The sequence below is a fragment of the Spirulina sp. CCNP1310 genome (genome assembly GCF_034932185.1).
In the GTDB taxonomy this organism is placed as follows: Bacteria; Cyanobacteriota; Cyanobacteriia; order Cyanobacteriales; family Spirulinaceae; genus Spirulina.
In genome coordinates this window covers 41045-62528 of record NZ_JAYGHW010000092.1, presented here as the reverse complement: position 1 = coordinate 62528, position 21484 = coordinate 41045, and the positions used below count along the sequence as shown (strand labels likewise).

The 21484-nt window shown below is 50.6% G+C and carries 15 protein-coding genes and 1 riboswitch; of the genes, 6 read left to right on the top strand and 9 right to left on the bottom strand.

Features of this window, described 5'->3' with window-relative positions; genetic code table 11:
• Nucleotides 1-14 precede the first annotated feature (14 nt).
• Together VB712_RS16725 and VB712_RS16720 are read right to left on the bottom strand one after the other, a co-directional pair.
• Complete coding sequence (locus VB712_RS16725; protein WP_323256778.1) at nt 15-1484, bottom strand: sulfotransferase family protein; 1470 nt, start codon at nt 1482-1484, stop codon at nt 15-17.
• An 8-nt stretch (nt 1485-1492) separates the two neighbouring features.
• On the bottom strand, nt 1493-2362 hold the full coding sequence (locus VB712_RS16720; RefSeq protein WP_323256776.1) for a sulfotransferase: 870 nt from the start codon (nt 2360-2362) through the stop codon (nt 1493-1495).
• A 361-nt stretch (nt 2363-2723) separates the two neighbouring features.
• Here VB712_RS16720 and VB712_RS16715 point away from each other — a divergent pair, with 361 nt between their 5' ends.
• Entirely contained in the window at nt 2724-3251 is a 528-nt protein-coding gene (locus tag VB712_RS16715; RefSeq protein ID WP_323256774.1) for a GIY-YIG nuclease family protein, read from the top strand.
• 156 nt (nt 3252-3407) lie between these two features.
• Here VB712_RS16715 and VB712_RS16710 read toward each other — a convergent pair whose 3' ends face one another.
• The 4 genes from VB712_RS16710 to VB712_RS16695 form a co-directional block, all read right to left on the bottom strand.
• Complete coding sequence (locus tag VB712_RS16710) at nt 3408-4913, bottom strand: sodium:solute symporter family protein (RefSeq protein ID WP_323256772.1); 1506 nt, start codon at nt 4911-4913, stop codon at nt 3408-3410.
• A gap of 35 nt (nt 4914-4948) precedes the next feature.
• The gene (hypB, locus tag VB712_RS16705) at nt 4949-5641 is read right to left on the bottom strand and encodes a hydrogenase nickel incorporation protein HypB (RefSeq protein WP_323256770.1); all 693 of its coding nucleotides are present in this window, start codon (nt 5639-5641) and stop codon (nt 4949-4951) included.
• Between the two features lie 179 nt (nt 5642-5820).
• Nucleotides 5821-6186 (bottom strand): hydrogenase maturation nickel metallochaperone HypA, encoded by a 366-nt coding sequence (hypA, locus tag VB712_RS16700; RefSeq protein WP_323256768.1) that lies wholly within the window; start codon nt 6184-6186, stop codon nt 5821-5823.
• A 131-nt stretch (nt 6187-6317) separates the two neighbouring features.
• Complete coding sequence (locus VB712_RS16695; protein WP_323256766.1) at nt 6318-7493, bottom strand: agmatinase family protein; 1176 nt, start codon at nt 7491-7493, stop codon at nt 6318-6320.
• Nucleotides 7494-7574: 81 nt separating this feature from the next.
• A riboswitch (guanidine-I (ykkC/yxkD leader) is annotated at nt 7575-7685 on the bottom strand.
• 372 nt (nt 7686-8057) lie between these two features.
• On the opposite strand from VB712_RS16695, the gene VB712_RS16690 reads away from it, so the two are divergent.
• Nucleotides 8058-8834: a phycobilisome rod-core linker polypeptide gene (locus VB712_RS16690; RefSeq protein ID WP_323256765.1), complete on the top strand. Its 777-nt coding sequence runs from the start codon at nt 8058-8060 to the stop codon at nt 8832-8834.
• Between the two features lie 242 nt (nt 8835-9076).
• Here VB712_RS16690 and VB712_RS16685 read toward each other — a convergent pair whose 3' ends face one another.
• A complete protein-coding gene (locus tag VB712_RS16685; RefSeq protein ID WP_323256763.1) occupies nt 9077-10942 on the bottom strand; it encodes an ATP-binding protein in 1866 nt (621 codons plus the stop codon).
• Between the two features lie 126 nt (nt 10943-11068).
• Between VB712_RS16685 and VB712_RS16680 the strand changes: the two genes are divergently transcribed.
• The 3 genes from VB712_RS16680 to ppsA all read left to right on the top strand — a co-directional run bounded on the left by VB712_RS16680 (nt 11069) and on the right by ppsA (nt 18083).
• The gene (locus VB712_RS16680) at nt 11069-12604 is read left to right on the top strand and encodes an SLBB domain-containing protein (RefSeq protein ID WP_323256760.1); all 1536 of its coding nucleotides are present in this window, start codon (nt 11069-11071) and stop codon (nt 12602-12604) included.
• A gap of 45 nt (nt 12605-12649) precedes the next feature.
• The gene (locus tag VB712_RS16675) at nt 12650-14944 is read left to right on the top strand and encodes a GumC family protein (RefSeq protein ID WP_323256759.1); all 2295 of its coding nucleotides are present in this window, start codon (nt 12650-12652) and stop codon (nt 14942-14944) included.
• A gap of 637 nt (nt 14945-15581) precedes the next feature.
• A complete protein-coding gene (gene ppsA, locus VB712_RS16670) occupies nt 15582-18083 on the top strand; it encodes a phosphoenolpyruvate synthase (protein WP_323256757.1) in 2502 nt (833 codons plus the stop codon).
• 239 nt (nt 18084-18322) lie between these two features.
• On the opposite strand, the gene VB712_RS16665 is transcribed toward ppsA, so the two are convergent.
• The gene (locus VB712_RS16665; RefSeq protein ID WP_323256854.1) at nt 18323-18487 is read right to left on the bottom strand and encodes a BrxA family protein; all 165 of its coding nucleotides are present in this window, start codon (nt 18485-18487) and stop codon (nt 18323-18325) included.
• A gap of 51 nt (nt 18488-18538) precedes the next feature.
• The gene (locus VB712_RS16660) at nt 18539-19822 is read right to left on the bottom strand and encodes a hypothetical protein (RefSeq protein WP_323256755.1); all 1284 of its coding nucleotides are present in this window, start codon (nt 19820-19822) and stop codon (nt 18539-18541) included.
• A 298-nt stretch (nt 19823-20120) separates the two neighbouring features.
• Here VB712_RS16660 and VB712_RS16655 point away from each other — a divergent pair, with 298 nt between their 5' ends.
• Nucleotides 20121-21470 carry a UDP-N-acetylmuramoyl-tripeptide--D-alanyl-D-alanine ligase gene (locus VB712_RS16655; RefSeq protein ID WP_323256753.1) on the top strand — a complete coding sequence of 450 codons (1350 nt, stop codon included), beginning with the start codon at nt 20121-20123 and terminating at the stop codon, nt 21468-21470.
• Nucleotides 21471-21484: the final 14 nt, after the last annotated feature.

The window sequence follows — 21484 nt, the reverse complement described above, 5'->3', positions numbered from 1 at the left end:
TTCATTATTGATCATTACACCGATACCGTTGCATCAATGATCTGTGCTTCGGCGTTGAGCAGAGACTTTAAGATCGATTGTTTTTTGATATAGGGGAAGGGTTGATCTAACGGATCTAGCCCTAAGAACGGACAGAGTTGATCCCAGCCTTCGCTGGCACCGATATTCAGCACTAACAAGGATTCCGGGCGATCTGCAAAATAATTCAAGGTGTTCTGATAATGCAGATCATAGACATAGGACATCCGCTCACGGTTAAACTCGTAGGAGCCATAGACCGCACTGCGTAAAAAACGGCGAATTTGGAAATGAATTTCCTTTTCAATCTGGCTGTTTTCATCAAAAGCGGGGCGATTAAACCAGTGTTTTTCTAAGGAAGTGAGCCAGCTTTCTTTATCCCGCACCGTTAAAATAAATTTACTGCCGGGAAAGAGTTGATCCAGTTGGGGATAAAAGGCAGAAACGGTAATGTCGGTAATGCCATCAAAATGATCCAACAGTGAAAACTGACAATGACCTTCTGTTAATTCCCGTAGCGTCGTTTCATCTTCGGGGTAATGGATTACCTTAAAGCCCAAAATATGGAGAGCACTGGTGAGGCTTTTGGTGGCGGTGCGACTTAAACCCAACCCAAAAACTTTGTAAGGGGAGCGGGGTTCTGCGGGAGGTTCAATCGTTCCCCCTCCCACCTGTACTAGTTGCCAAGACCAGATTTTTTTCGTCTGTTGGTCAATTTCCCCAGGGCAAATTTCCGGCTGTGGGGGTAAATTTAAGGCGGCGATCGCCTGGGTGGCAATTTCCGGCAGACGGCCAATATAATCGTCAATTTCCGCCGGGGTGGAGTCTTGGGGCATGGCTTCTCGGGTTTGGGCGATCGCCAATTTAGCAATCTGAAAATCGACATCTTCAATATGTCGATCCCAATATTGCTCTGCGGCATCGAGTTCCCGACGATTTTCTTCGGTGCGGCTCCGCAGTTCCCGTAGAGCCATTTTGGCATAAACATGATCATAGTATTGAAAATAATCATGCAGAATGCGGAACGTTTTAAAATGCTTATTGGCTTTCATGCGCGACAGGGCCATAGAGCGAAGCCGCGATTCTGGCCGGAGAACGTATTTTTCATCATTTTCCGGCGGTTTAACCTTCTGCATCAACCGCACCACATCCACCCGCGTAATATGAACGCCTTGGTGAATATGGCCGCGAAATTTATCTAGCACATAGCAATCTACATAGGGAAAATCATTGCGTTGGAGAAAAGACTGCATATTTTCCATCATTAAGCAGTCTGCATCCATGAACACCACAAAATCACAGTTGTACTCAATCTCTAGCATTTTCTGTACCGCCGCAGAAAAAGGGCGGACATTTTCAATGAGATGTACCTGGTTTGGTTGAATTTGTTGGATCGCTAAATCTAAAGCAATATCACTAGTACGCTCGCCAATCGTCCGAAAAACGAGATCAATTTTCTTAGTCATTTGCGTACTCAAGAGTTCCACTCAAAGGATTGATTGATTTCACCAGCCAAGTTTGCAAAGATTTCTTTTTGCTCCTCAGATAGTTCCGTTTGCCAACGTACATCTAAAACAATTTCGGCGTTGTGGCTTTGATAATATTGGCGATTAGGGTCAGACATTCGACCTAAAAACCGATCTTGAGCATTGGCTTGACTTTGGGCAACCAAGTACTGGGTTCCATTATTTCCCCCTAATACATGATACTCGGAGTTACCAAAGTTGATCATTTCTGGCTCATAGGCAATCTCTAAAAACTCACACAAGCTTTTTAATACTCCATGGGTATTTACTGCTAAATCTTCGTAGTGAATAATTATCTTTGGGCCATTAAACTCATTAAATAAGGTCTGAGCTTTATGGATATTGTCTAGCCAATCTTGGATAATCTCGATAAAGTCTCGCTGTGGGTACTTCCTCCGATAGGAATTGACCACGCCGCGACCATCACGTTGGAGAAAGACTAGGTAAGGTTGGGCGGCTGTTTGCTCTAGTTGTTGCCATTGCTGACGAATCCAATAGCTTCCGGAGGTGGAATCAATCATCAAGGTTTTCTCTTGATGCTGCTTTTCCCAGATGCGTTGAGCCAGTTGTTCATAAAGATCCTGCTCCGGGTTGAGAACAAGTTGGCCCCAGATGGGACAGTCCGGGCCGCAAAATTTGCAAAAACGTTTGCGAGCAGGAGCATTTTCTTTACCAATATATTGGCTTTTATTTCCTTCTCCACAGAAGAAACTGGTGGAGTGGTTGCCTAACAATAATCCCAGCAATGTTGAACCTGAATGACCTGTGCCTGCAATACAACAAACTCTCTGATTGATTCTGGATTGTGGGTGCTGCAAGGAGATTTAGCGGGTGAATGGAATGCTGATCTTAGCCCTTGACTGTAGCACTTGAATCTATGGCGTGAGATCAGCATAAATACTGATCTTCAGCCCAACCAAGAAGTAAAAACTTGACAAATAGCCTCAATCTTAGTATGGTTAATCACTCATTAAGCTTTCTCAGCCTGTGATCTACGAAAATCCCTCAATTACTCCTTAGTCTTTGCGGTGTAGAAAAAGGGGTAGGTTCAATCTTGATAACCCGGAACAATGGGATGCAGTACAAGCGCTATGGATTGGGGATCGGGGGATCAACGGGAAGTCGCGGCGCGATCGCCCCTGCCCGATATAATGGCCCCATTCTTTGCCTAATGCTTTCATGTCTGACTTTCCTAGCCTTGTTAATCTTGACTATCTGCCCTACCTCGAAGGGGGAGAAATTGCCAATGAGTGGCAGCAAAAAATTGGGGTTTATGCCATTTTTGATGCCGATAATCGGCTGCAATTGGTGGATTATTCCCGTGATATTTACCTGAGTTTACGCCAACATTTAGTCCGTTGCCCGGAACAATGTTATTGGCTGAAAGGATTTATGATTAGTCGCCCGAGCCGCAGTATTTTAGAAGAGATTCGCACGGCTTGGATTGCGGAAAATGGCAACACACCGCCGGGAAATGGCGAGGAGGGCGATCGCTGGCATCAACCCATTGATGCTAAAGCTACGATGACTTCAGAGGAACAAGCACAATTAACTAAAACGGATGATTTGGGAAAAATTAAACTGTTAAAAAAAGTCGCCCGCCGCGTCGAAGCGGAAATCCTCACAACCCTTGCAAAACGGGGGGTGAGGATGGAAATTCGCTTTAACCCCAAGCTGAAAGAACAGGGTTTGTTAGATGTGAAGTAGGATCCCCCCTGCCCCCCTTAAAAAGGGGGGTTCAAGAGTAGTACACCCCTTAAGAAGGGGGGTTCAAGAGTAGTACATCCCCTTAAGAAGATGAGGTTCAAGAGTAGTACACCCCCTTTTTAAGGGGGTCGGCGTAGCCGGGGGGATCGCAGTTCGTTATGAAATATCGGCTGGTCGGGGCTGATTTTGATGAACGGCTTGGAGCGAACCTTTGTTGCCTTTTCCTCCTGTTTTAAGGGATATGCTGATAAAGACCGCCAAACTAATTAAGGGACTGATTAAGGTGGGCAAACCATCAAAATCGGGGGTGAAAATGGGGTTAGGAATGTAGAGCAATGTGTTATCGGTGCCGAACATTGTTGGCATCAGAACGAAGAAGGTGAGGCGGGTAATTGTGCCGGTGATGATGCAGGCTAAGGCTCCGGCAGGGGTGGATTTGGGCCAATAAATGCCCCCTACCAAGGGAACCAACAGACCCGCAAACCCTAGATCAAAGGCTAAGAGGAGCAAAATGCCGGTTTGGGGTACAAGGACGGCAAAAATCACTCCCAATGTGGTGATCACTACTGCCATCATGCGGGTTAAAGCCAGGAGGCGATCGCCCGCTCCGTTATGGTCATCATGGCGAATACCGATGATATTGTGGGCAATGACGGAAGATGTACCCAGAATTGCGCCATCGGCGGTGGAGAGAGAAGCGGAGAGAATTGCCGCAATCACCAATAGACCTAAAGCGGGGGGAACTACCCCCTGGATCAGGGCAAAGAGGAGAGGGCCGTCGGGGGTAATGCCGGCATTGGCGAGGATGTCTGGGGTTGCCAATGCCATGATCGAGAAGGGTACACCGATGAGCACCGTCCCAAACGAGCCGATGAAACAAGCCCGTTGGGCGGTTTCGGGGCTTTCAGCAGCAAACACCCGCGCCATAAAGTCAATGGCGACAATATCCCCCAATCCCAAGGCTAGGAGCGTTGCCCAGTTAATCGCCGCCCCCGCTGCGGGATCGGCTAACTGCTCCAAATCAAAAGGCCCCATGCCTTCGGGAATCACCAAATTAAAATTCATCGCCAAAAAACCAAACAGGAACATTGTGCCGATGAAGGCGATCGCCACCTGAATTGCATCGGTATAGGCCACTGCAAATAGGCCCCCACTGGCGGTATAGATGAGGACAATTAGCGCAATGAGAATCACGCCTGTTAGATAGCTTGTACCGAGGAATGTTTGAAACAAAAAGCCCCCGGCTACCAAGTTGCCTGCCAATAAAAAGGAAAAACTCAGCACCATAATCACCGAGGCTAACCATTCTGTTGTGCGGCCATATTTAACGCGATAAAAGTCTGGCAGGGTAATTAACCCCATACGGTTCATCGGTTTGGCAAAAAACAACCCCGTCAGGAATAGGCACAGTGCTAAACCTAAGGGCAGAGAAGCCCCGGCCCAAAACCCAAACTCCGCTGCTAAATCTGTATTCCCTAGCGTTGCATTAGAATCTACCGATTGGGCCATTAACGTCGCCGCCGCTAAAGGCAAAACTAAACCCCGCCCCGCCACTAAATAATTAACACTATCGCCTTTAATTTGTTGCGCTGCCCATAACCCAATGGCTAGCGTCACCCCAAGAAAGGCAATAATGCCCCAGAAAAAGATCTGATCGGTCATGATTATGACTCCTAAATTGTGTTGTTGATCAAAGCTTAAGCCATTACTAAGGCTGTCCTTTGTTGAACTTGTGATCGCACCCAATCCAACCATAAATCTAGGCCCGCTCCTGTTTTCGCTGATACCGGAATCAGCGTCACCTGGGGATTTATTTGCCGGACATTGGCCTCAAGCTGGGCTAAATTGAGATCGAGATAGGGAGCGAGATCCATTTTCGTGATCAGCAGGCAATCCGCCTCCTGAAACATGAGGGGATATTTCAGCGGTTTATCTTCTCCCTCGGTGACACTGAGCAGGGCAACTTTGGCGTGTTCCCCGACTTCAAATTCTGCCGGACAAACCAAATTGCCCACATTTTCCACAAACACCAGATCAATGGTTTCTGGCTCATAATCCCGTGCTAGGGTATGAATGCCCCCCGATACCATTTGGGAATCCAAATGACAGGCGCGGCCGGTATTAATGGCAATCACCGGGACACCGTATTGACGGAGGCGATCGGCATCCAATTCCGTTGTCATATCCCCTTCAATGACGACGATTTTGAGTTCTGGTTGTAACGTGGCTAAGGTGCGCTCTAATAACGCCGTTTTTCCCGCTCCTGGGCTACTCATTAAATTTAAACAACGAATCCCCCACTGATCAAAATGGGCGCGATTATGATCTGCCCCTTCTTGATTGGCGTGGAGGAGGTTTAATTCTAGGGCGGCGTTGAAGGTTTGGTGCATGATTGGGAAAGGGGAACGGAGAACAGGGATTTAATTAATGGCAGTGATCTATAGGATTATTCGGAAACCTTTCGCTCTCTTCGTGTGAGGGTTCTGATCAGAAGGATTTTTCGGGGAGGGCGAAAGATTTTTCGGGGAGGGCGAAAGATTTTTCGGGGAGGGCGAAAGATTTTTCGCCCCTACACCTTTGCTCCTTCAAGGGAGTATTCGATGCGCTCGATTTTTAATTCTCGACCGGAACGAATATCTTCCATGGGGTTGCCACAGGTGGGGCAGGTGTATTGCAGGCCGATTTGGGGATGATAGGAGCGATCGCAATCCCCACAGAAGGCAATCAAGGGGGTTTCGCGGATCACCAACCGCACCCCCTCTAAAAATGTCTTTTGGATTTGGGCCATAAAGGCAAATTCCAAACTGGCTGGCTCCACACAGGTAAACCGGCCCACGACTAAATGAATTGCTTCAATGGTGGGGGGAGTGGGTTGGCTAACGTACCAATCTCGCACCGTCATGATTAAGGCTTTGGTCATATCGGTTTCGTGCATTGGGTATTGCCTCCCTGGATAAATTTGGATTGGCTCAATAACTGTCAGATTTGAGGTCTAAAAAAATGGGCGATCGCTGCTCCTGGCCATCAATGCAGAAAGAGGACAAGCACCGCCCATCCTCCTCACTCTTAACGCCAAGGTTGATCAACGACTTGCGCCTCAGCATGGATATAGCTGGGTTTTTCACGGCGGGGCAATTGGCCCGAAACAACGAGATGGGCCATCGTATCGCAGATTACCCGCGTTGCCATTAAGGAGGTCATATCGCTAATGTCGTAGGGGGGCGAAACCTCCACCACTTCCATGCCACACACCGGGGTTTCTCTGATGATCCGCTTCAATAGATAGAGGGCTTCCCGGGGGAGTAAACCGCCGGGTTCGGGCCAGCCCGTACCAGGGACAAACCCCGCATCAATGCAATCAATGTCGAAACTGATCCAAACACAATCGGTGCCGTCGGTGGCCCGCTCAATGGCAAAGTCCGCCGCTGCATCGAGGCCCATTTCGGTGATATCGGTGACGGTGAGGATATTCGTGGCCCGCTCCCGGCAGACCTTCACCCCCTGGCGCGGCACTTGCCAGCCGCCAATCCCCAACTGCACCAGGTTTTTCGCCGGAGCGTTGGCCATGTTGGTGGCGTGGAACCAAGGGCAGGTGTGCATCCGCTCATCCAGGTCGGTTTCTTGAGTATCGACGTGGCGATCAAAGTGGATAATCCCGACTTTTTTATCCCCTAAATGGCGGCAAATTCCCCGCACGGTGGGAAAACCGATGGAATGATCCCCGCCTAAAATAATCGGAAAGGCTCCGGAACTGAAAATATGGGCGATGCCTTTGGAGATTTGATCAAAGGATTTTTCGTTATTGGCGGGAATGGTAAAGATATCCCCCACATCCCCGAGGGTGATTTGCTCCCGGAGATCTACGCCCATTTCAAAGTTGTAGGGGGTGTAAAGGGCGGAAATGCGGCGGATACCTTGGGGGCCGAAGCGCGTACCGGGGCGGTAGGTGGTGCCGGAATCGTGGGGAACGCCGACGATCGCCACATCATAATCGCCAATTTTGCGGGCATCCTCCACATAGGGGGCCTTCATGAACGTATTGATCCCCGCATAGTGGGGGAGTTCCCCCCGGGAAAAGGTGGGAATGGTGCGGTCTTGAATAGATTCAGCCGCCTCTAGGCCATAGGCGAGGCCTTGCTCTACCTCCTGTTGCCAGCCGGTGAGGGGTAAGCGTTGCTCAAGGTTGAGGGCTTGCTGGGCTTCGCTTTCGCCGTTGGGGGGTTGAAATACGGATTCAGTCATGGTGGTTTCTGGGTTGATGACAGCAGGGCAACGCAAAATACCCAGAAGAGTTGGTAATCCTCAAGGGGTGAATTACGCCAAATCTCCCGGGCTTTTATCCCGCCGTGGAGCTATCCATTGCACAGATAGCCTGTCTCTCTTGGACCAGTCATTTTAGCCTATGCCAAAACCGGAACCCTAGAGACTGTATTGATATGCATCAGTCTGGGGGTATCCTATTCCCCCCCTTGGGGATGTGCCGTATCAGGGATTACAAAATCCGGTTTAGGGGCGGGTTGGTGGTAAAAAGAACGTTTCATAGTCTGGTTAAAAAATGAATAGGTATTAACAAAAATTCACAAAATGCCCTAATCCAGATTCATATTTTGAGGAGCGGATCCCCAGAGCGATCGCCCCTCCCGGTCGGATCCAAATGCCCCACTCCCCAAGGCCCGCAAAGGCTGAAACCCTAGAGGCCGCAACATTTTCTAAGAATTGATAAGATTTTTCTGCGGTTCGTTCCCCTCTCCTCTATGATAGGGGTTAAACTTTGTAAAAAATTGTAAGAAATACGGAGGTTTCACATTGGCTCTTCCTCTTTTAAACTACGCGCCAAGTAGTCAGAACAGCCGTGTTGCTGGCTACGGAGTTGGCACGGACGAAGACTCGATCATTTTTTCCACGGATAGCGTCCTGTCCAACGATGACATGGATAACCTGATCTGGGCGGCCTACCGTCAGATCTTCTTCCATGCCTTCAAAGCAGACCGCGAAGCCGTGCTAGAGTCTCAACTGCGCAATGGTCAAATCAGCGTCCGCCAGTTCATTCGGGGCTTGGTGCTGTCTGATCGCTACAAGCGCAGCTTCTACGACCTCAACAGCAACTACCGTTTTGTTGAGCAAACCGTCCAGCGCGTTTTAGGCCGTGATGTTTACAGCGAGCGGGAAAAAATCGCTTGGTCGATCACCGTTGCCACCAAAGGGACTGAAGGCTTCATCGATGAGTTACTCAACTCTGAGGAATACCTGAACACCTTCGGTGACAGCATCGTCCCCTACCAACGCCGCCGCAGTCTGCCCAGCCGAGATCAAGGGGAAATGCCCTTTAACCTCAAGTCTCCCCGTTACGATGCTTACTATCGTTTGGTGTTTGGCTTCCCGCAAATCGTTTGGCAGAACTCTGTCCGTCGGTTTGTGCCTCAGGAAAAACAAGCCAAAGCGGGCGATCCCTCCAACTTCTTGGGCGCGGCTCGTAGCTTGAGCAGTGCCAAAGGCGGCAGCAGCCCCCGGGTTTCCACTGCTTCCATCAATCTCAACGCAGTTCCCTACCGGAAACTGAATGTACCCATCGGCCCCAATTAGGTTAAGGGTTTAACCCCGTTGCCTGTGGACTGAACCAAGAAGTCCTAATTTCACCAGACCGTTGGGCGATCGCTCATGGCTTTGGTGGAGTTAGGGCTTCTTTTGGTGATAGGTCATCCGGTTGTATTGCAGTAGCCCAGGGGAGATGAAGCGCTGAAAATGCGAGAAAAGCAAGGGGGAGCGGACTGAATGTTCCTTATGGTTTTGTCGAGTGCGATGGATCTGATTAAGGGGGTTGCGGCTTAGAAGCCAACAAAACGGGGTAAGCGCACTGTAAAGGTTGTGCCTTGACCCAATTGGCTGCGGCAATCAACGGTGCCACTGTGGAGATCCACCGCCCGCTTGACGATCGCCAACCCCAAGCCTGTGCCGGGTACATTCCCCACATTTTTAGCGCGGTAGAAGGGTTGAAACACATAGGCTAGAGCATCGGCGGGAATGCCAATGCCTTGATCCGTGATCGTGAATTGAATATAATGCTGACCCAGAGTCACAATGAACTCGATGGGATTTGGATTAAAACTATATTTGATCGCATTATTGAGTAAGTTGGTGAGAATATAACGGAGCAATTTATCATCTAGGGTAACGCTACAGTCTGGGGGGCCAATGTAGTGAAACTGGACTGTGGTGGAATTGAGTTGGGTCGCCATCAGTTCTTGATAGAGTTCTTGACAAAACTGTTCTAAATTGACTGGGGCGGGGATAAAATTGAGTTGGTCTGCATCGGCTTGATTAAGGACTAAAATATCCTCTAAAAGGGCCAAAATGCGATCGCTACTGCGTAAAATCCGGTCTAACTGTTCCGCCTGCTGCTGGGGGGTGAAACGATCTAAACAATGGCGCATTAACTTTGCCGATGCCATGATCACCGTTAGGGGGGTGCGAAATTCATGGGAAGCAATGGTAATAAAGTCGCTTTTGAGATCGAGGAGTTCTTTTTCCTTCGTGAGCGTATTTAAGAGATCTTCAATGGCCTGTTGACGGTCGGTGATATCCCGGCCGACACCAATAATCCCCAGCATCATCCCCTGATCATCGACAAAGGGCGTTTTTTCAATTTCTAGCAGCCGTTGTGTACCATCTTTGAACGTAATCCATTTTTCCCGGCGGATGGAAATTTGCCCATTTAGGGCATGAAGATCGTGATCGCGATGGGTTTGGGCAAGGGCTTCAGGAAATAGCTCAAAATCAGTTTTGCCAATAATTTCCTGCTGTGATTTCCCCAAAAGTCCCCGCGCTGACTGATTGCAAGCTCGATAAATGCCCTCTAAATCTTTATAAATAATCAAGTCAGGAATGGAATCAATTAAAGATTGCATTAAGGCTTTTTCCTGAGCTAGGGCTAACTGCACCTTCACCCGTTCGCTAATATCGCGAATCAGCATAATCACTTCATCAGTACCAGAGATAGTAATATAGGCTTCTTCGTGACACCATTTTCCGGGACTCACTTCAATTTCGTACTCGTATCGCTGCATTTCGCCGCTGTCTAAGGTTTTGTGAATATAGTACAGGCGTTGACTCGCTAAGTTAGGGGGAAGCACTTCCCAAATTTCTGCCCCGGTGTTGTCGGGAAAATTATCGAGGGGTTGCACATTGCCACCGCAAAGCATTTCTAAATATTTGCCATTGCGGCTGTAGCGAATCATTAAATCGGGGATGGCTTGGAGCAGGGCTTGGCGACGGGCTTCGCTTCTTTGGTGGGCTGCTTTTTCTGCCTCTAATTGGGCAGCGGCATAGTCGGTTTGGGCGATCGCCCCCACTAACTTTCCCCCCCCATCCACCACCGGCAGCAGGGGCAATTTGTGGGTTGTAAACCAAGCTTGCAGATCGTTGTCCTCCCTCAGTTCTGCCAAGGTGAGCGGAGCGGGGGGGGGAAACATGATGGCCCCAACCCGCAGGTCATCGGTATTGAAGCCTGACGGGTGAGCGAGAACCTGCGCTAAAATTGCCGACTGGGAGAGGAATCCGAGCAGTTGACCCTCTGCCCCACAAACCCAGAGGAGGGGGAGATGCTGGTGGTGAAGTTCCTGTATTGCTGCCGTTAAGGTAGCCTCTGGACAAATCACCCCCGGACTCCGATTGAGCAAATTTACAAGCACCATGAAGGGGAAAAACTCTCAAAAAACTTAGGTTAAGATGGCCGAAGATGGCGACGAATCACCATCCCTGCCAGATCAATCCAAAAATCAGGGTTTATCCGGTGGGTGGATTAAAAACCCTGGGGAACAATGTTCATACTTCAATCTATACTCAACCTTCCTACTGTGGGGTTGTTAACAGTGATGATGATGGTGATCGGGGCAAATCCTGGGCTGGCCCAAACAGAACCCTGGACAGAACCGGAGGGCATTTTATGGCCCGCTTCTGAGCTTCCCTCGAATTTAACCCCCCTCCCTGATCCCCCTGTGAGTGATTACCTCTTGGGGGGAGGCGATCGCCTCAGCATTGATGTCTTTGAAGTTCCCCAATATAGCGGCGCATACCAAGTCCCCATTGATGGCGTACTTTCCCTGCCCTTAGTGGGGGGGATTTCCGTGGCGGGGTTGACGATTAGCCAAGCCTCGGAGCGGATTTCCCAAGCCTACAATCAATTTCTCAAACGGCCCCTGATCACGATTCGCCTGATCAATGCCCGGCCTCTGAATGTGGTGGTGGGGGGCGAAGTGAAAAACCCCGGTACGTTTACCGTCAACCTGATCGGCGGCGCGGGGGATAGCCCAGGGGTACAGCATCCCACCCTTGGAACTGCCCTCAAAACCGCTGGCGGCATTACCCTGACCGCCGATATTACCCAGGTGCAGATCCGTCGCCGTCGCCGCCCGGAACAGGGGGGAGATGTGGTGTTTACGGTGAATTTACAGGAATTAATCCAAAGGGGCGATCGCACCCTCGACCTCAGCCTCCGCGATGGGGATACCATCTTTGTCCCCGCTACCGAAACCGCCAATTTAAACCAACTCCGCCAACTGGCCCTCTTCGACTTTGCCGCCGATGTCAACACCGGCCGCACCGTTTCCGTCGTCGGCGAAGTCCAGCGGCCCGGCTCCTATAACATCATCGGTACTGCCACCGTCGGCGGTGGAGCCACCGGCCTCACCGGCGGCCTCCCCACCCTCACCAACGCCCTCCAACAGGCCGGCGGCATCAAACCCACCGCTGATCTTCGCCAAATCCAGATCCGCCGCCTCACCCAAGGGGGCAACGAGCAACGGTTTACCCTCGATCTCTGGGCATTGCTCCAGGAGGGGGATGTGGCCCAAGATACCGTCCTTCAGGAAGGGGATAGCATTATTGTGCCTATTGCCGCTAACCCTTCAACGGCGGATCTCACCCAGATCGCCACCGCCCAATTTGCCCCCGATACGATCAGTGTTAGCGTTGTGGGGGAAGTGGGAAATCCCGGCCAGTTTAACGTTCCCCCCAATACGACGTTAAACCAAGCGTTGATGATTGCGGGGGGGTTTAATCGCGATCGCGCCCAGCGAGACGCTTTACAACTGATCCGCCTCAACCCCGATGGCACAGTCACCAGTCGCCCCGTCCCCGTCGATTTAGCCCAGGGGGTGAATGAAACCGGCAACCCGATCCTGCGGGATAACGATATCCTCGTAATTAATCGCAACCGCAACACCCAACTGGCCGATCGCCTCAGCACCACCTTTAACCCCGCCGCCGGGGCCCTCGCCCTCTTTTCGATCCCCGCTCGCATCTTCGGTATCTTGGAGTCATTAGGGATTATCAACTTTTCCGGCGACTCCCAATAGGCCCCTACCCACCCTTTCACCAGCGGTGCGCCGCTCGCTCCTACCATGCCCCGTGACCTTTCCCCCCGTCGTTCCAAAGGCTCTGACTATGGCCTCTCCTCGGATGATTTACTCGCCCAAGCCGAAACCGGGCAAACGATTAACCTCGGTTGGCTGTTTGCGGTGTTTCAGCGGCGGCTGTGGATTATGGCAGTGGTGGGGGGCTGCTTGTTGGGGGCAGTGGGGGGGGTAATTGTCCTCAAAAGCCGGGATGATGTGGCCAGCTATACTGGCTCCTTTGATGTTTTGATTGAACCGATCACCGCAGAAGGACGATTAGCCCGACTTTCCCTCTCTGCCCAAAGTGGCAACCTACCCACCTCCGTCACCGAAATTTCTAAAGTGGGCATGGATTACGCCGATCTCACGGACTATGAAACCCAAGTGCGGGTTTTAAAAAGTCCTAAAATCATGAATCCGATTGTAGAAGAAATTCAAAAAAAATATCCTGATATTACCTTTGGTTATCTTTATCAAAATTTAATTTTAGAACGGACTACCTATGAAAAAGATGGTAAATTAGAGGGGACAAAAATTGTTCAGGTGAGATATCAAGATGAAGATTCAGACAAGATTATGTATATTCTTGATGTTATTGCCCGTACCTATTTAGCTTATTCCAAACAAGAGCGATTGGCTAGTTTAGAGCAGGGAATTGCTCATTTAGAACGCCAACTTCCGGAACTACAAAAACGGGTACGGGAGTATGAAAAGCAAATTCAATTGCTCCGGGAAACCAATCAGTTGAGTTTCCCTGAAGAAACGGCGAAGGATTTAGCCGCCCAAAGCCGCGATTTAGGGCTGCAACGGGTAGCGACAGAGGCAGAGTTAGCCCAAACCCGTGCTAACTACAACAATCTCAAGGCGCAACTCGATGCGGGTAATCCGATCCCGATTTTGCTCAAAGATATCAGCACCCAGCAGGCCTATGGCCCTTTGGTTTCTCAATATCAAAATCTTGAATCTCAATTAGCCCTCGATTCTACGCAATTTCGAGAAAATAGCCCACCGATGGAGGTACTCCGGGATAAACAAGCCAATATTCGGCAACTGATGAATCAAGAGGCGTTGGCGTTACTGGATGTGGTGGAGGTGAAAATTCAAGATTTAGAAGCGCGGGTGCGGTATCTCAATGGCATGGATGCGGTTTTAGAGGGTCAACAGCAGGATTTTCCCCAGGTGTTGCGGGAGTATGATGATCTCCAACGCAAGTTGGCAGTGGCAACGGAAAGTTTAAGCACCTTTCTGTCTAAACGGGAAAATTTGCAGTTGGATGCTTCTCAACAGGATATTCCCTGGGAATTGATTTCACCGCCGGATTTGTGGCAGGGGGCTGATGGTTTGCCCCAACAACAGGCTCCCAGTGATACAAAACGGATGGTGATGATTGTTGGGGTGCTCAGTGCGTTGGTGGGGGTGGGGGCGGGTTTTGTGGTGGAAATTTTGCATACGGTGTATCACACCCCCGAAGAGGTGAAGACGGATACGAAGTTACGCCTGTTGGGGGTGATTCCCCGGCTCAAGGGCAAGGTGATCACGCCGCTGCCCTTAACGCCACCGATTCGGCTGGGGATCTGGCAACGGCTCCAACTGCCTTGGGCGAGATTTCGTGCGGCGCGGATTGCACTCTATCGGGAGGCGTTCCGCTCGTTATATACCCAGATTAATCTTCTGGGGTCGCAGCAGATGCCGATGCGATCGCTCGTGATCAGTTCCACCAGCCCCGAAGATGGCAAATCCACCCTGAGCCAGCATTTAGCGATGACGGCCGCCACCATTGGCAAGCGGGTGCTGCTGGTGGATGCAGATTTGCGCAATCCCCAACTCCATCACCGCTTAGGCTGTCACAATCGCCTCGGGTTAACGGATCATATTAATCGCGATTTACCCGTTGAAGATGTGGTGCAGCCCTGTCCGGGGGTGGAAAATCTCTTTTTCCTCAGTGGGGGAACCTATACCCGTGATCCCATTAAGATCCTTTCTGCGCCAACGATGCAGCGGGTAATGGAGGAATTTCACGATTGCTTTGATGTGGTGTTTTACAATACGCCCCCCCTGTTGGGTTTGTCCGATGCCCAATTGTTGGCAGCCCATTCCGATGGGATTATTTTGGTGGTGCGTTTGGAAAAAACCAATCGCCCCTTCTTGGCCCAGGTTTTGGAAACTCTGAAGATATCTGGTACAACTGTCCTGGGTGTGGTGGCCAATGATGCCAAAAACTATGCCCCCCTCAATGCCAGTAGCCTTTATCATCCCCAGTATTATCGCAAGGTTCCAGCGGGCGATCGCCTTCCTTCTTAAGGAATGGGGAGTGCAGTAGGGGCGAAAAATTTTTCGCCCCCACACCGCTCTGCGATCGCATACCGCTCTGCGATCGCATACCGCTCTGCGATCGCATACCGCTCAATTCCACAGTCGGATTCAATCTGATCGCAGTGGGAGCTAGGCTCAAAGTCCCTCGCCCATTTTGGGAGAGGGATTTAGGGTGAGGGCAATATGAACTTGTCTGTAGCCAACGTAACGAATTCCAAAGAAAAAGTAACCGAGGGGGGGCAAAGTTTTAAACTGAAGTTGTGGCCAGATAGCACCCAGTGACAGACCTAAAATCATCCCCTTGCCGCTGATCGTTAACTGACCCACTGTTCATCCGTGATCAGGAGTATTCAAGGGCAGCCTATTGTGGTGTTGACGTTTAATCACTGAGTCCTATTGCCCAAATCAATCTGATTTGAGTATCCCATCGCCTCAGGGGTTATAGGCATCGCATTTGCCATTCATTTTGTCGTTCTCTCTCGTTATTTTTTGCTCCGTTGTTCTGGAAATTTTTCCAGTTGTTGCCCTCATTGTTGTGGTTAGGGTGTAATCATTCTCTGCCATCCATGGGGGGTGTTTAATCCGCGTGATTATTTATTCTATTGTTCCTTAGTTAGGAGATGTTATGACATACACTGCTTACGATTCAACCAGTACCGTTGCTCGGGATCAAGCCTTTATTCTCTGGTTTGATGAAGTCCGGAGCGAAGATGTGGGCTTAGTGGGGGGGAAAAACTCCTCGTTAGGGGAAATGATCCAACAATTGCAAACCCAAGGGGTTAACGTCCCCGGTGGGTTTGCCACCACTGCCTATGCCTATCGCTACTACATTAAACAGGCTGGTTTAGAAGTTCAGTTACAACGGTTGTTCTCTGATCTCAATGTTAACGATGTCTACAATCTCCAAGAGCGGGGCAAACAAGCCCGGGCTTTGATTCTCCATACGCCATTCCCCCAAGATTTGCAAGATGCGATCGCCCTCGCTTATAAAAAACTCTGCCAACGCTATAGTTGCAGTTCTTCCTTAGGCGATCGCCTCGACCCCGAATTTCGCGATCTCTGCGATACCCAAACCCAAGATACCGACGTAGCAGTAAGGTCTAGCGCCACCGCTGAGGACTTACCCGAAGCCAGTTTCGCCGGTCAACAGGAAACCTACCTCAACGTCCAAGGGGTGAAAGGGGTGTTAGAAGCCTGTCATAAATGCTTTGCATCTTTGTTCACCGATCGCGCCATTTCCTATCGTCAACACAACGGTTTTGATCACTTCACCGTTGCCCTTTCCGTTGGGGTGCAAAAAATGGTGCGTTCCGATTTAGCTACCTCCGGCGTGATGTTCTCCATTGATACAGAAACCGGGTTTAAAAATGCGGCCTTGATCACCGCTGCCTATGGTTTAGGGGAAAACGTCGTTCAGGGCGCAGTCAACCCCGATGAATATTTTGTGTTTAAACCGACGCTGAAAACAGGTTTCACCCCCATTTTAGAAAAACGCCTCGGCACAAAAGCGATCAAAATGGTCTACGATGTGGGCGGTTCTAAACTGACGAAAAACGTCGAAGTTCCTGAACCCGAACGGCAAAAATTCTGCCTTTCCGATGCAGAAATTCTCAAATTAGGGAAATGGGCGATCATCATTGAGGATCACTATTCCCAAGTGCGGGGCCAATATACCCCCATGGATATTGAATGGGCTAAAGATGGTTGCACAGGGGAATTATTCATTGTTCAGGCTCGGCCCGAAACGGTGCAATCCCAAAAAGCCGATAACGTCCTGGAAAGTTATGAACTGAAAGAAAAAGGCAAAGTGTTGGCCACCGGGCGCAGTGTGGGCGCGGCTATTGGTCAAGGTAAAGCCCGCGTCATTCACAACGTTTCTAATATTAACCAGTTCAAAGCCGGTGAAGTCCTCGTCACGAACCGCACCGACCCGGATTGGGAACCGATTATGAAACAGGCCAGTGCGATCGTCACGAACCAAGGGGGCCGCACCTGCCACGCCGCGATCATTGCGCGGGAAATGGGGATTCCGGCGATCGTCGGTTGTGGCGATGCCACAGAAGCGATCCACAATGGCCAAGAGGTGACGGTTTCCTGTTCGGAAGGGGAAGAAGGTTTGGTTTATGAAGGGTTGCTGCCCTTTGAAGTTCATCAAACCAAATTGGACAACCTGCCGAAAACCCGCACCCAAATTTTGATGAATATCGGCAATCCAGAACAGGCCTTTACGTTGGCAGGGATTCCCGCCGATGGTGTGGGGCTGGCCCGGTTAGAATTCATCATTGCTAACCACATTAAAGCCCACCCGATGGCGTTGATTAAGTTCGACCAATTGGAAGATGAAGCGGTTAAGGCGGAAATTGAACAACTCACCCTAGGCTATACCCATAAACCGGATTTCTTTGTGGATAAATTGGCACGGGGGATCGGGATGATCGCCGCTGCTTTCTATCCGAAACCCGTGGTGGTGCGGATGTCCGATTTCAAATCCAATGAATATGCTAACCTCTTGGGCGGTCGTCAGTTTGAACCGAAGGAAGAAAACCCGATGATCGGCTGGCGGGGGGCATCCCGTTACTATGATCCCAACTATCGCGAAGCCTACGCGCTGGAATGCAAGGCGCTCAAACGGGTGCGGGATGATATGGGTTTAACCAACGTGATCCCGATGGTTCCCTTCTGTCGCACTCCTGATGAAGGTCGTCATGTGTTGGCAGAAATGGGCAAACAGGGCTTAAAACGGGGCGTAAATGGCTTACAGGTCTATGTGATGTGTGAGTTGCCCAGTAATGTGATCCTGGCGGATCAGTTTGCCGAGGTGTTTGATGGCTTCTCCATCGGCTCCAATGATTTAACCCAGTTGACCCTGGGGTTAGACCGGGATTCTGCTTTGGTGGCGCACCTGTTTGATGAGCGGGATGAAGGGGTGAAACGGATGGTGGCCCAGGCGATCGCCACCGCGAAAGCCAAAGGCCGCAAGATTGGCATCTGTGGTCAAGCGCCCAGCGATTACCCCGAATTTGCGCAGTTCTTAGTGGAATTGGGGATCGATTCGATGAGTTTGAACCCGGATTCTGTGTTGAAAACGCTGTTGATGGTTGCGGAGGTGGAAAAAACCCAAGCCTAAATAACCCTCACCCCAAACCCCTCTCCCAAGGGGGGCGAGGGGCTTTCAATCCTCCCAGAGTTTCCCCTTGAGAGAGCGACCCCTGCCCCTGTGTGGGCAGGGTTTCCTATTCGTAGGTAAGGTGCGTCAGATCGGATCGGTCATGCTGTGGGTTGGTCTTGCATGGGGGAACGGGGGACGGGGAGTGGGTGTAAGGGGGCGAAAGATTTTTCGCCCCTACGTTAATCACAATAGGTTTTTCAGCGGGAGGCAATTTTTTGATAGAGCCGTTGGCCGGTTTTGACGCGGCGGGCTTGGAGGAGGTTTTGGCTGAGGAGGTGCGATCGCACCGCTGACCAATCTTGCAATTCGGCGTAGCGTTTCGCCACCCGGATCGATTCCGGCAGCAATAGCGAAGCGGCAATAAAAGCAAGACTCTATCGGGCTACGGGCATTGATGACAAAGGGGTGACACCCTAGGATTTACGATGGTTTAAATAAGATAGATCTAAACTGCCAAAATTAGAACTTAAGGCCACATGAATATTTTCCATCGACTGCACCAACCAAGGAACCCCCTCTTCGGTGGAGGTTTCATAATGGCTAAACAAAATGGCAAAGCGTTTTTCTAAAGAGGGCTTCACCTGATGACACAACAGCGTAATTTTCAACAATAACGTCACTGTCGGTGTTGGGCCTAAATTGGTGACTAAATCCACAAAAACATAATGATTGGGCCGTTGGGGACTTTCCACCACTAAAAAATTGAGTAGATGGCTAGATGTGCGCAATAGGAGGGTATCATTGGGTTTTTGCAAGTCGTAGCGGGGGAGCGTCGTTTGTAAACGTTCGTAGAGCTTTTCATTAAATTTTTGCTTACCGTAGCGAGGATCAACAGAATCCACTAAATATTCATAAAGATCTTCTTTAAAGATCCGATAAGAGCGGGCTTGTAAGCTATGGGTGAGAAAGCTTTTAGCCATATCATGATAGGTTTGATTCCCCTTGACCCGACCGACAAAGTGCTTGAGGGCATAGCCCAATTCGCGATCGCTCAACAATGTGGGATTATCGACGGGGTGGATAATCCGCCCTGTTGATTTGGCATCCTTGAGCCGCATTTGATAAGTGACATAATGGGAAAGATCTAATTCAAACTGGCTTTGTAACTTATCCCGGATTAATCGCACCGTTTGCTGATTTTCATAGCTACTATCTTGACTCAATAAACAATGCTCATAGAGGTAGGGGTAACGGTTAATCAATTGCCCCACGAGGCGCTCGTTGTCATCGCTGGGGCGACGGGGGCGGAGTTTGCCCTGCTCTTCGTTGGTGTTGCTGATCACCGTCGCTAGGCGTTGCAAGGTGAGGTATTGCTCCGTTGTGCGGAAATCATGCATCAATTGGCGCAGACGGCGAGGGCCACGGGCGTAGGTATTGCCGACGGGGGGGATAAATTTGAGTTGCTCCACCAATTCGGAAATGGCCCAACGGGTATTGGGTTGCATTTGCCAGCGGTTGATCAGGATGTGACAGCAGCGGTTGAGCAGGAAGGGGAAAAATTCGTCAGACCCCTTCACACAGGCGATTTTCTCCAGCGCGTCCCGCACTTCGAGGGGTTCGTAGCTACGGCCGCCAATGAACAAACGACGAAAGCGATCAAGGAGATCTTCCGGTGACTCAGTTTGTACAGCATAGAGCAGGTGGTCTGTCACCATTTGCTCATAATCGCTGGTTGTGGCATCAGGGTTCATCAACATTGTCACCAAAGGGCCTCCCTGTCTTTTATAGCAATTCGTGCTGAATTTTCCTACGATCAGGGTTAATCCTGTAGTTGGCTTGTGTCACATCTCCACCATAGATCACTCTTTTCGCTACTTGTCTTGGATCAATCCATGATGACCCGTCAACGATCCCTATCTTTGATCATAGCCTGAACTCTGGGGGAACCGTTCGGTATAATCACGGATCGGGGGAAACCTTGACAGCGATCGCCCCCCCTCGCTAGGCTAGCCTCCGGAAATCCAAGTCTTTCGTCCCTATCACCCCCTAACCCCTATGACGGTGCAATTCTTTCTAGATCAGCTTGCTTCTCTCCTTCAAGCCAAGCTGATAGGAGCGGCGGCGGTGGGGCCGGAAGCCATCGCCACCATCACCACCGATAGCCGCAACCTCAAGGGGGGAGAGCTATTCATTGCCCTCAAGGGGGAAAAGTTTGATGGTCATGATTTTGTAACGAATGCGGCAGCGGGGGGGGCGATCGCCGCTGTGGTGAGTGAGCCGGTGGCGGATCTACCGATCCCACAGTTCCAAGTGGCGGATACGTTGCGGGCTTATCAGCAGTTGGGGCAATGGTGGCGGCAACAGTTCGAGATTCCGATCATCGGCATTACCGGCTCGGTGGGGAAAACGACAACGAAGGAGTTAATTGCAGCAGTTTTAGGGCAATACGGCAAGGTTCACAAAACTGCGAAGAATTACAACAATGAAATTGGTGTGCCGAAAACGCTGTTAGACCTCACCCCGGAGCATGATTATGGGGTGATTGAAATGGCGATGCGGGGGCCGGGGGAAATTGCGGAGTTAACGGAAATTGCGATCCCGACGATTGGCTTAATTACGAATGTGGGGACGGCGCATATTGGGCGGTTGGGGTCGGAGCAGGCGATCGCCAATGCGAAATGTGAACTCCTCGCCACGATGCCCCGCAATAGTATCGCCCTCCTCAATGCGGACAATGCCCGTCTTATGGCGACGGCTCCCCAATTTTGGCAGGGGGAAACCCTCACCTATGGCCTCACCGCTGGGGATTTGCGGGGGGAAATGGTCAATACTGAAACGCTGCGGGTGGGCGGTGTTGATTTCCCTTTACCTTTACCGGGGGAACATAATGCTTCCAACTATTTAGCGGCTCTTGCTGTCGCCCAAATCCTCGGCCTCGATTGGCAACGCCTCCAGGGGGGGATCACGGTGGATCTACCGGGGGGGCGATCGCGCCGCCTTGATTTGCCGGGGGATATTGCGTTATTGGATGAAACCTACAATGCGGGTTATGAGTCGATGGTGGCGGCGTTAAAGTTGCTGAAGGCTACGCCGGGAATGCGCCACATTGCGGTTTTAGGGACGATGAAGGAGTTAGGCGATGATTCCCCCCGGTTACATGGCGGGGTGGGCCAGGTGGTGCGGGATTTGGGGATTGATGAGTTAATTGTTTTACTGGATGATCCGGAGGCGGAGGAGATTCTCACGGGTGCGGGGTTTGGGTTTGCCTGTCAGAGTCATCAGGAAGTGATCATGGCGGTGCGAGAAATGATGAAGGGGGGCGATCGTTTTCTCTTCAAAGCCTCTAATTCGGTGGGCTTAAACCAAGTGGTAGCGCAATTGCAGGCTACTCTACCGAATGACTAAAATGGCGGTTATAA